General features: G+C 53.4%; 8 protein-coding genes. 6 read left to right on the plus strand and 2 right to left on the minus strand.

The window, feature by feature from the left end; all coding sequences use genetic code 11:
• Nucleotides 1-96 precede the first annotated feature (96 nt).
• The 4 genes from RAL90_RS09010 (at nt 97) to RAL90_RS09025 (ending at nt 7,973) form a co-directional block, all read left to right on the plus strand.
• Nucleotides 97-2,157, plus strand: coding sequence for an alpha-galactosidase (locus RAL90_RS09010; protein WP_306249777.1), 2,061 nt, complete (start codon nt 97-99; stop codon nt 2,155-2,157).
• Nucleotides 2,147-4,117 (plus strand): beta-galactosidase, encoded by a 1,971-nt coding sequence (locus tag RAL90_RS09015; protein ID WP_306249779.1) that lies wholly within the window; start codon nt 2,147-2,149, stop codon nt 4,115-4,117. The genes RAL90_RS09010 and RAL90_RS09015 overlap by 11 nt, the downstream gene beginning before the upstream one ends.
• Nucleotides 4,118-4,132: 15 nt before the next feature.
• Nucleotides 4,133-5,602: an SLC5 family protein gene (locus RAL90_RS09020; protein ID WP_306249781.1), complete on the plus strand. Its 1,470-nt coding sequence runs from the start codon at nt 4,133-4,135 to the stop codon at nt 5,600-5,602.
• Nucleotides 5,603-5,702: 100 nt separating this feature from the next.
• On the plus strand, nt 5,703-7,973 hold the full coding sequence (locus RAL90_RS09025) for an ATP-binding protein (RefSeq protein WP_306249783.1): 2,271 nt from the start codon (nt 5,703-5,705) through the stop codon (nt 7,971-7,973).
• Nucleotides 7,974-8,314: 341 nt separating this feature from the next.
• Here RAL90_RS09025 and RAL90_RS09030 read toward each other — a convergent pair whose 3' ends face one another.
• Complete coding sequence (locus tag RAL90_RS09030) at nt 8,315-9,064, minus strand: RNA methyltransferase (RefSeq protein ID WP_306249786.1); 750 nt, start codon at nt 9,062-9,064, stop codon at nt 8,315-8,317.
• 97 nt (nt 9,065-9,161) lie between these two features.
• Between RAL90_RS09030 and RAL90_RS09035 the strand changes: the two genes are divergently transcribed.
• Nucleotides 9,162-10,373: an NADP-dependent isocitrate dehydrogenase gene (locus RAL90_RS09035; protein WP_306249788.1), complete on the plus strand. Its 1,212-nt coding sequence runs from the start codon at nt 9,162-9,164 to the stop codon at nt 10,371-10,373.
• A gap of 301 nt (nt 10,374-10,674) precedes the next feature.
• On the plus strand, nt 10,675-11,604 hold the full coding sequence (locus RAL90_RS09040; RefSeq protein ID WP_306249790.1) for an alpha/beta hydrolase: 930 nt from the start codon (nt 10,675-10,677) through the stop codon (nt 11,602-11,604).
• Between the two features lie 3 nt (nt 11,605-11,607).
• Here the strand turns inward: RAL90_RS09040 and RAL90_RS09045 are convergent, their stop codons facing one another.
• On the minus strand, nt 11,608-11,949 hold the full coding sequence (locus RAL90_RS09045) for a tRNA-binding protein (RefSeq protein ID WP_306249792.1): 342 nt from the start codon (nt 11,947-11,949) through the stop codon (nt 11,608-11,610).
• Nucleotides 11,950-11,985 lie beyond the last annotated feature (36 nt).

Genomic DNA, 11,985 nt, shown 5'->3' on the forward strand with positions numbered 1-11,985 from the left:
CGGCACTGACAAGGGCCCGGCTGCATCTGAATAGCGCTACCAGATTGACAGACCAGGCAATGTGCCCGAGCGTATCGCCGCAGGAAGGATGCAATAATGCAGCACCCCAGATCATCTCAGGAAGCTATCTGGCACGAAATAAGTGGCAGTGATATTCGTTGCCTTCTGGTCCAGCGCGGCGACAACCTTCCCGAGCTGGTCTATTTGGGTCCTGCTGACACCTGCCCGAAACGTATTTTGCCTGACGTGCCCGTCCGGCCCGCCTCCCCGGACATTCCGGTGCCTCATTCCGTCTTTCCGCAACATGGTCGTGGCTTTGCTGGCGAACCAGCCATTTCAGGGATGTTTGGCAAAGGTCCCTGGGAAACAAAATTTCAGGTCAGTAAATTCGAAGCAACCGAAACATCCGTGACTTTCTACTGTCAGGACGCTCTGAAAAAGCTTTCACTGAATTTGACTTTCAGCCTTTGCCCGGAAAGTGGTGTACTGAGCAGTGAAACCATATTGTTGAATGACAGCGATCATGACTACACTTTGTCTAACATGGCAGCGCTTTGTCTACCACTGCCGGTATGGGCGAGCGAAGCGCATCTTTTCCGTGGCAACTGGGCAGATGAAGGTCATCTTGACCGCGTACCATTATTTTGCGGTAAAATAGAACGCACAAGTAGACAGGGCCGACCCGGCTTCGACTGGCCGCAATTCGCGATTCTTTCAGAGGCAGAAACGACCGACCAGTCAGGCAAAGCACTGGCCGTGCATTTAGGCTGGAGTGGCAACCATCAACTCTCGATCGAACAAAACGGACATGGCGAGGCACAACTACAATTATCTGAATGGCTGGCTCCCGGTGAAGTCGGACTCAGACCCGGTGACAGTTACAAAAGTCCGACTGCCTATACTGCCTGCTCATATCGCGGCCTGAATGAAATTAGAAAACGATATCACAAATTCCTCCGCAAGGTGAATAATCAAATACCACGTCCTGTTCATCTTAATACATGGGAAGGTGTTTATTTTGATGTTGATGAACATTCCGTGATTGAGCTTGCACAGGCCGCAGCAAAAATAGGCGTCGAGCGCTTTATATTGGATGATGGCTGGTTTACCGGGCGCGAGAATGACGAAACCAGTTTGGGTGACTGGCAACCAGACCCGGTTCGCTTTCCGAACGGACTTGCGCCTGTGGTTGAGGCTGTGAACGACGCTGGCATGTCATTTGGCCTTTGGGTTGAGCCTGAAATGATAAACCCTGATAGTAAGCTTTATCGGGAACACCCTGATTGGGCCATTCAGGCGACAGGATATGAACAGGTGACGGGTCGCAACCAGTTGGTGCTCGACCTGACCAACCCGGATGTTGAGCAGTTCATTCTTACTTTCTTATCTGGTCTGCTTGATACGTTGAATATAGAGTACTTGAAGTGGGATTATAATCGCGCGCTTTATCCCGGCTCAACGAATGACGGGCCTGTCTATCACAGGCAAACGCTGGCGCTTTACCGCATACTGGCGCAGTTGAAGGCCAACCATCCGGCAGTCACAATTGAGAGCTGTTCCAGCGGCGGCGGACGTATCGACTTCGGCATATTGGAATATACCGATAGGGTCTGGCCCAGTGATAATACTGACGCCCTTGAACGTGTGCGTATCCAGCGCAATCTGAGCCTCTTCCTCCCGCCAGAAATTATGGGCTGTCATGCGGGACCAGCGCCATATGGCATGACGGGACGCGACCTGCCGATGAGCTTCAGATGTCTGGTGGCATTATTCGGACATTTTGGGGCAGAGCTTGATCCGCGCAAACTCTCCCAAACGGATGCCGCGACATTCCTGCAATATGCAGAGCTGTATAAGAAATATCGTCCCCTCATTCATACTGGACAATTAGCCTGCATTTATATTGGTGAAAATATTGATGCTCAGATTATAACGTACGAAAAGAACGGCACCGCTTTATTGCGTCTCCTCAACACAAACCCTCAGGACTTTTATCTGCCTGTCTCTTTTGAAGAACTCACCGGGTGGTCTTCCGCCACGGCTACGCACCTGCTTTCAACAAAAGAAGATACGTCATACCCGGCAGGCACTATTACCCTACCGTGCGGCCCTTCCGGTTGCCTGTATTTTATTGAAAGAACTTCTCATGGCAAATGAACTTACACTTGGTGTTTGCTATTACCCGGAACACTGGCCTGAACATATGTGGGCAGATGACGCCAAGCGCGTGGCTGATATAGGTATATCCCGTGTACGCATTGGCGAATTCGCATGGAGCCGGATTGAGCCAGAACAGGGAAATCTGCAATGGGAATGGCTGGATCGGGCCATGGATACTCTCGGCAGTGAGAATCTGCAGGTCATCCTTGGCACGCCCACTGCGACGCCGCCCAAATGGCTCGTTGATGCGCACCCGGATATATTGGCTTATGACGAGCAAGGCCAACCGCGTAAATTTGGCTCACGTCGACATTACTGCTTCTCGTCTCTCACCTACCGCCGGGAAACAACTCGGATCTGCAAGCTTATGGCAGAACGCTATGCAGCCCATCCTGCCCTATTCGCATGGCAGACCGACAATGAGTATGGCTGCCATGATACCACTCGTAGCTGGTCACCCGAGGCAACAAAAGCCTTTCGCCTCTGGCTGAAAGAAAAATTCCGGAATGATATTGCTGCTCTCAACAAGGCCTGGGGTACTGTTTTCTGGAGTCAGGAGTACACTGATTTTTCGCAAATAGACCTGCCGAATATGACAGTAACAGAAGCGACACCAGCCCACATGCTGGACTTTTATCGCTTCTCCTCGGATCAGGTGGTCAGCTTCAACAAACTGCAATGTGACATTTTGCGGGCTGCTTCTCCCGGTAAAGCGATCATCCATAATTTCATGGGTATCTATACCGGCTTTGATCACTTCAAGGTTTCCAGGGATCTGGATATTGCCTCCTGGGACAGCTATCCGCTGGGCTTTCTGGACGTTGCACCTTTTCCTGTTGAAGACAAACACACTTACCTGCGGCAAGGGCATCCAGATTTTACCAGCTTTCATCACGACCTTTACCGTGCCTGTGGCAAAAACGGACGCTGGTGGGTGATGGAGCAACAGCCGGGTCCAGTAAACTGGGCGCATCATAACCCGGCTCCGCTGCCCGGCATGGTGCGTACCTGGAGCTGGGAAGCTTTCGCCCACGGCGCTGAAACCGTCAGCTACTTTCGCTGGAGACAGGCGCCATTCGCGCAGGAACAATTTCACGCAGGGCTCAATCTTGTCAATAATGAACCGGCACCAGCAACACTGGAAGCGCGTGAAGTATCCGCTGAAATCGCCAAGCTCGGCCAAACGCCGGTTACAGCAACAGCGTCAATCGCGCTGGTTTTTAGCTACGAAGCAAAGTGGCTTTTTGATATTCAGCCACAGGGTGCATCATGGAGCTACTGGGAACTGGTCCTGACATGGTATGGTGCGGCGCGGCGTTTGGGACTGGACGTGGACATTATTCCGCCGGACGCTGACCTGTCCGCCTACAGCATTGTGCTGGTACCCTCATTACCGATCCTGCCCGATGGTTTCATCAAACGTCTCCAATCAACGGACGCCCATATTGTCCTTGGCCCGCGCACGGGCAGTAAAACAAGAAATGTTCAGGTCCCCCCTTCTCTGGCACCTGGAGATTTGCAGACCGTGCTGCCCTTGAAAATCCTTCACTCTGAATCCCTGCGAGAAGATATTTCTATCAGGGGCCAACTGGATGGACGTGAAGTAAAGGCTGGCAAGTGGCTTGATCATGTGCAGACTGAGATCGTGCCCGCCGCAGTTATGGAGGATGGCACGGGACTTCTGTTCCATCACGCCAACATGTCTTTCTTCACGACGGTACCGGATGGCAGTTTCATTCTCAAAACCCTGATACAGCTCTGCACAGACAAACGCATCCCGGCGGATATCCTGCCTGAGCATGTGCGCATCCGTCGTAGAGGCGATGTTGTGTTTGCTTTCAATTATGGGCCGGATGGTGCAACAATCCCGAAAAATATAAGGTCCGCAGATGGGGCGCTGGTATTTGGCAGCTGGGAACTGCCGCCTGCTGGTACTGCTTGCTGGCGTATAAAATAAAAGAGGGAACGTATCATGTCGCCAGAGGCACTCCAGATTGGTATCTTTGTTACAATCACCGGCCTGATCGGCTTTTTCACCTGGCTGAAATGCCGGGCACCGGACACGGTACGCTCGGATGACCCGAACAAGGAGCAGTTTCTTGCTGGCGGGGGCCTCTCCTGGATTTTTGTTGCCGGGTCGATCACCCTGACCAATCTCTCAACCGATCAGCTTGTGGGCATGAACGGCAACCAGATGGCGCTGCTTGCCTGGTGGGAACTGGCCGCCGTTGCCGGGCTGCTTGTTCTGGCACTTGTATTCCTGCCGGTTTACTACAAATATCAGTGTACGACGACGACAGAACTTCTCGAAAAGCGCTATGGTGACAAGAACATTCGCGCCACCATTGCCGTCCTGTTCCTGCTTGGCAACGTCTTCATCTATCTGCCAATCATGCTCTATACCGGCTCTCTCTTCATGCAGTCCATGTTCGGGATAGAAGCGCCCATCATTGTTATCTCACTGTGTTTTGCTGTCATTGGTGCTGCCTACGCTATTCTTGGCGGGTTACGCGCCGTGGCTGTTTCAGACACCTATAGCGGTGTCGGCCTTCTCGTTATGGCGGTGGCCGTTGTATTGCTCTCCCTGCAAGCGATAAATTATGACTTTTCCGGCATCCCGGCAGAGCGCCTGACCATGATCGGTGATAATGACTCCCCCATCCCCTGGCATACTTTGCTGACTGGTATGATCTTTATCCAGATTTTCTATTGGAGCACCAATCAGACAATCACCCAACGGGCCATGGCTTCGCCCACCTTGAAAGAAGCGCAAAAGGGTGTCTTTGCTGCGGCTGGTATTCGTCTCCTTATCGTTCCGGCGATCGTGGTGATCCCCGGTATTGTGTCCTACAAGCTCTATGGCGACATCGGCGATGCCGCCTACGGCCGTATTGTTGGCGAGGTTCTGCCAACCTGGATGTCCGGCGCGTTTGCGGCCTTCATGGCAGCTGCCGTTCTCACCAGTTTCAACAGCGTCCTGAATTCCTCGACGACGCTTTACGTGGTAGACCTGCATGAGGCCTATGTGAACAAGACGCCGAATGTACGCCGCCTCTCCGGTATTATCACCAGCATGTTTGTGGTCTCGGCCCTCATCCTTGTGCCTGTATATTCAGGCGCTGACAGCATCATCAATCTGGTGCAACAGCTGAACGGATTGCTCTCCATGCCTATTCTGTCAGCCTTTATTGTCAGCCTTTTATTCCGGAATGTGGCACCGATGTCAGCCATTCTCGGCGTGATCTTCGGCACCAGCTTTTACGGCGCGCTCTCCTTTGGTTTTGTAGAATTACCGGTTGTCTCCTCCTGGCATTACATCCATCAGATGCTGCTGACGCTTGTCCTCAGTATCAGCTTTGCGCTGGCAATGAATCTCCTCCTGTTCCGGAAGGTCGCACAATATACGGGTTTCAAGGCCTGGCTCTCTGATGACCCCGCATAAAATGCCTGATTTAAGTGTTTGATAACCATTCACATACGGTTTCGTAATTCCTTGTACTTATGCTGAGCCTGTAAAAGTTCTTTACAGGTTCGCCTTCGCAATGAGATCTATCGCGACGATCAGTGTTTCAACGGCCCTTGTAGTGGTACTGGCTGATGCCCTGCTGGTACCGACTTTTGTCAGTGCCCTGCCCGCTGAGACGCCTCTACCAGTTTTGAATATCATCTATGCCTTTTGCGTCGCGCTGCTTGGTGGATGCACTTTTTTTGTCGCCATCAGCCGCTATGAACAGAAATCCAGCAGCAAGGAAATCCCGCAGGCGCACAAGACCCTGGCCCTGATCATTGCCCATGTGATTTTTTCTTTTGAGGCAGTCCTCTTCCCTCTCGCTATCGAGTTTGGTCGTCTGTATGGCACCTGGGCGCAATTCCTGGGTGGCGCCGGCGTTCTTTCAGTCCTGATCATTCTAGTCTCCTACTGGCTGGTGTCCCTCGATAACCGAACCATGACCTTCAGTGACACACTCTCGACAAAACTCGAAAAAGCCGATCACAAGCTGCTTGTCGGGGTTGTCTTTGCCAGCATTTGTCTGGCGATGGTTCCTGTTCTGGCGACTGTCAACCTTCAGCTTTCCACGCAGAAAAATAATGTTGTCACAAACATCTATGCGCTTACGGAACAACTGCAACTTGAAACTGCCACTTTCAAGGCGGGTCTTGAACAGGATGACCCTGAAAAACTGAATGAAACAGCTTCCCTCTTTGCCAGCCAAAACGCGTCGCTGAATACGCTCATCGATGACTACGCCGTGCGTCACGGTCTTCCAGTTGCAGCTCAAACACTGGGTATGCCTGCTGTCGAAGCTGAAGCACAAAATACCTTGCAAGGTTTCACAGCCCTGCGCGAGACAACTGACAGCGGACAACGCCAGACACTGATAGATGGATTGCAGGAAAACATTCTTCTCTATCAATCGACCCTCAGTAACGTCTCCACCTTGCTGAAAGAGCAGGAAGCAAAACTGGCGGCTGACCAACAGCTTGGTGGTTTTCTCAAGATTGTCCTCAGCCCGTTCATCTTTTTCGGTTTGACTTTTGGCCTGATCTGGCCGCTGCTGAGGCTGGTCAAGGCACAACGCTACGGCCTTGAATATCGCCGCCGCGAAGCAGAAGCCGCCATGGTCGCGAAAGAGAATTTCCTCGCAACCATGAGCCACGAACTGCGCACCCCCATGAACGGGATGCTTGGTATGTTGCGCCTGATGATTGACAGCGGCCTGAGCGACAAACACCGCGATCAGGCAGAAACAGCGCTCAATTCCGGCAACGACCTGCTTGTTATCCTGAATGACATTCTGGACTTTACCAAGCTGGAAGGTGGCCAGATGAAGCTGGAGAAAGTGGCCTTCAGCCCCACCAAATTGTCCCGCGATGTGATGCGCCTTCTCTCGAACCAGGCAGAGAGCAAAGGCATAGACCTTAAATGTTCCGTACATGCGCGTGTTCCAAAGCATATAGCCAGTGATCCGACGCGCATCCGGCAGGTAATGATAAATCTCGTCGGCAATGCAATCAAGTTTACACCGCAAGGCAGCGTCGAAATGAAAGTCCGCTATCGCGGTAACGACAAGTCCGGAATTCTCAAAGTGAGTGTGACAGATACAGGCGTTGGCATTCCGAGGTCTGCGCAGACCCGTATTTTTGAACGCTTTGCGCAAGCAAACGATTCCATAACCCGCAAGTTCGGTGGCACAGGTCTCGGCTTGTCCATCTGCCGCCAACTGGTCGAACTGATGGGCGGGCAGATCGGTGTGAAAAGTACGGAAGGTTTTGGCAGCACGTTCTGGTTTGCCCTGCCAGTACGCCCGGCAAAAGTTGACCCAAAACCGCTTGAATTCAAAACCGAGCCCGAGACTGAGACAATTCAGCCGGAGAAAAAGACTCGCCTGAACATACTCGCGGCAGAAGATAATGCGGTGAACCAGCAGATTGTCACTGCTTTTGTAACGGCCGCAGGACATGACATTACTGTTGTAGATAATGGCTCGGAAGCTGTCGAAGCCGCACATCTGAAAGATTTTGATGTCATCCTGATGGATGTGCAGATGCCAGTTATGGACGGCCTTGACGCAACACGGCGTATCAGGACATTCAAGGGTGCGCGCGGCAAAATTCCGATTATCGCGCTGACGGCGAATGCCATGGAAGGCGATCGTGAGCGTTATCTGGAAGCCGGCATGACAGATTATATGGCAAAGCCGCTCAACCCGGATAAACTGACCGAAGCCCTGGCCCGTGTTTTGGGCGACGACATCGCGACAGAAGCGATGGATACAGCCGAAAAAACCGACCCTGCGGCAATCACTGCCTGACACCCACACGGGCATTATAATTCTATCGGTAAGCAAGTTATATCTCTCGTGAGCGAGTCTGCGAAAGACAATAGGCCATGCCAGAGGCGGGCACATAAGTTTTTCCGGGATTTTCTTTAGCTTTTCAAAAAGCCGGAGACGCGTCATCCTGAACATGCACCAGAGGGCGCGCAGATCCAGGGTGACGATCATAATAGCGTATTGATGGATCCTGCATTGACGCAGCATCATTTCAGGCCTCAGTGCATTGCGGAATGACATGGGCATTGATTGAAAAGAAAAAACTAATCGTCACTGTAAAGATTTATTTGCACCTGAGATACCAGACGGCCGATCAAAGATTAAGCTCTCCGCCCCAATGCCTTCAGCACACCCCTTAACAAATGAATCTCATTCTGTGTGAACTCGACACGCGTGAGCACCGTGCGCAGGTTACGCTCCATGGTTTCGCGTTTTTCAGGTGGGTGGAAATAGCCGGTTGGCTCCAGTGTGTTGAACAGATGCCCCACCAAGCCTTCCACATCGGCCTGTGCAGCAGGCGTGGCTGCATCCAGGCGACTGTCAAAACGCCGGGTTTCGCCCTGCACATTGCCCCATTCATAGGCAGCGACAAGGACTGCCGCACCCAGATTAAGAGAGGAAAAAGCCGGATTCACCGGGATCGTGAAAATACCCTGGGCAAGAGCCACATGCTCTGTGGCAAGGCCGGAACGCTCGCCACCAAAGAGAATGGCGCATGTCTCCCCCGCCGCCACACGTGGCTGAAGAGCCTGTGCAGCCGCCTTTGGTTCATAAACCGGCAGGTGCAGTTCACGTTTTCGGGCTGTGGTGGCAAGCACATATGTGCAATCGGCGATGGCTTCTGGCACGCTGTCAAAGATACGAGCATTGTCCACGACAGTTGATGCTCCCGCAGCCATGGCCCCCGCCGCCGCATTCGGCCAGCCATCGCGCGGATTGACGATGCGCAGGCTGGTGAGTCCGAAATTCAACATCGCACGGGCCGCAGCGCCAATGTTTTCGCCCATTTGCGGCTCTACGAGAATAATGAGCGGGGCTGGCCCCAGGCCGCTTTTCATGCGCTCAGACATAATCTACTCGCAACCCTTTATTACGTGCGATGCGGGTGCTATAGCCCGCCCATATCTTGAGAGAATCATTAACCTTACCAACGGGGTAGAAACTTCCATGGCAAAAATCAAAGTGAAAAATCCCATCGTCGAGATGGATGGCGATGAGATGACACGTATCATCTGGCAGATGATCAAGGACAAACTGATCCATCCATATCTTGATGTGGACCTGCTCTATCATGACCTTGGCATGGAATATCGCGATGAGACCGATGACCAGATCACCATTGATGCCGCCATGGCGATCAAGGAACATGGCGTTGGCGTGAAATGCGCCACCATCACACCAGACGAAGCGCGCGTCGAGGAATTTGGCCTGAAGAAAATGTGGCGCTCGCCAAACGGTACGATCCGCAACATTCTTGGCGGTGTTGTCTTCCGTGAGCCAATTATTATGAAGAATGTGCCTCGCCTTGTGCCGGGCTGGACGCAGCCGATCATCATTGGCCGTCACGCTTTTGGTGACCAATATCGCGCCACGGACTTCCTGTTCCCGGGTAAAGGCAAACTGTCCCTGAAATGGGAAGGCGAAACCGGCGAGATTATTGAGGAGCCTGTGTTCGAGGCACCGTCAGCCGGTATCACCATGGCGATGTATAACCTCGATGACTCGATCCGGGATTTTGCCCGCGCCTGTTTCAATTATGGCCTGGAGCGCAAATATCCCGTCTATATGTCGACCAAGAACACGATCATGAAAAAATATGACGGACGCTTCAAGGACCTGTTCGAGGAAGTCTTCAAAAATGAATTCCAGGCAGCCTTCGACAAACAGAACCTGACTTATGAACACCGCCTGATTGACGACATGGTTGCCTGCTGCCTGAAGTGGTCTGGCGGATATGTCTGGGCCTGCAAGAACTATGATGGCGATGTGCAGTCAGATACGGTTGCTCAAGGGTATGGCTCGCTTGGCCTGATGACATCCGTTCTGCTCACGCCCGACGGGAAGACGGCGGAAGCAGAAGCGGCCCATGGCACAGTCACCCGCCACTACCGGGCACATCAGCGCGGCGAGGAAACATCCACAAACTCAGTTGCGTCCATCTTTGCCTGGACACGTGGACTGAAAAAACGCGGCGAGTTGGACGATACGCCAGAAGTGACCGCTTTTGCCGAAAAGCTGGAGAGAACCGTCATTGGCACCGTTGAAAGCGGTCACATGACAAAAGACCTCGCCCTGCTGATCGGTGCTGAGCAAAGCTGGCTGACCACAACCGGCTTCCTCGACAAGGTCGATGAGAATATGCAAAAAGCAATGGGCTAAACCATCGCGCATGAATTTCAGGACAAAAAGAACCGGGCCCTTGAGCCCGGTTTTTAGTTGAAACAGAGAGAGATTTCGCAGCAGCCCGGCATATAGGGGAGAGAGAGGGAGCCGGGCCGCCGCTAGGCAGAAGTTGCCTCCTGCGATGGGTAGAATTTGGCCTTCAAATGGGGCTGCTTTGTGTTCGGTCCGTGCTGATTGTGTGCTAGTAGCACACTTTTACTCACGAAAGCGTGAGGCTCCATCTTGCCCAAGCAAGATGCTTATTGCCAGGTCAGCCGGTCAGCTTATGCTAACGCCCATGACCCATATAAAAGCCACAACACGGCGCCAGATGATCCTCGGCACAGCCGCCACCGCCCTGATGAGCCAGCCAGCTGTCGCCCAGTTTCAGGAGGGCAAGACCATGCCGAAAGCAGACCGCAGCACAGCATACTGGGATGATGCCTATTCGAATGGTGCCTACATCCCCGATGCGGCGCGCTTCTATACGCAATGGGTCGAGGATGCCGCTAACTTTCGCAAAGAGGCTGGCGCGCGGGCATCGTTGGACATCTCCTACGGACCGGGCGCGCGCAACACGATGGACCTGTTTCTACCGGATGCTACGCCAAAAGGCCTCGCCGTTTTCGTGCATGGCGGCTACTGGCTGCAAACGGACAAGAGCATGTGGTCGCATCTTGTGCGTGGTGCCGTGAAGGCTGGCTGGGCCGGGCTTGTGCCGTCCTACACGCTGGCACCGGAAGCGCGTCTTTTTGACATGACAAAAGAGATTGCTGCCGCAACCCAAATCGCTGCGGAGAAAGTCCCGGGCCCGATCCGGCTGAGTGGCCATTCGGCTGGCGGGCACCTTGCCATGCGCATGGCCTGTGGTGACAAACCGCTTGGCGAGCTTACGCAGCGCGTCGAGACGGTGCTTGGTATCTCGGGACTTTATGACCTCCGCCCCCTGATGAAAACATCCATGAATACCGAACTGGGGATTAACGACAGCGAAGCTCTGACCGAAAGCCCTGCCCTGTTGCCGCCCGTTGACGGGATCGATGTAGTCTCATGGGTCGGCAGTGATGAGCGCCCGGAGTTTATCCGCCAGAGCCAACTGCTGGTGGAGGCGTGGGACGCCTCAAGCCCGGCACCTGAACTGACGATACAAGACGGCTTCCATCATTTCGATGTCATCGCGGGCTTGAGCGAGGCGGAAAGCAAGATCACACGGCGCTGGCTTGGGTAATTCTCAATAAAGCCTGCCCCCATCGGGGATGGCCTGGTCAGGGGTGATGAGGACCACTTCCCCGGCCTGATCCGGCATCCCGATGACGAGCACTTCTGACATGAACGGACCGATCTGGCGTGGCGGAAAATTAACCACGGCGCAGACCTGTTTGCCGAGCAGCACCTCTGGCGTGTAATGCGCGGTAATCTGCGCAGAAGATTTCTTCACCCCGATCACTTCGCCAAAATCAATCCGCAGCTTGATGGCGGGCTTGCGCGCCTCAGGAAAAGGCTCGGCGGCGACAATGGTCCCGACGCGGATGTCAACTTTCAGAAAATCATCAAACGTGATCTGGTCTGTCATGGCGCACTCCTCGTCAGCACTGCTTCCCGCCGGGCC

The organism is Parvularcula sp. IMCC14364, from assembly GCF_030758415.1.
GTDB lineage: Bacteria > Pseudomonadota > Alphaproteobacteria > Caulobacterales > Parvularculaceae > Aquisalinus.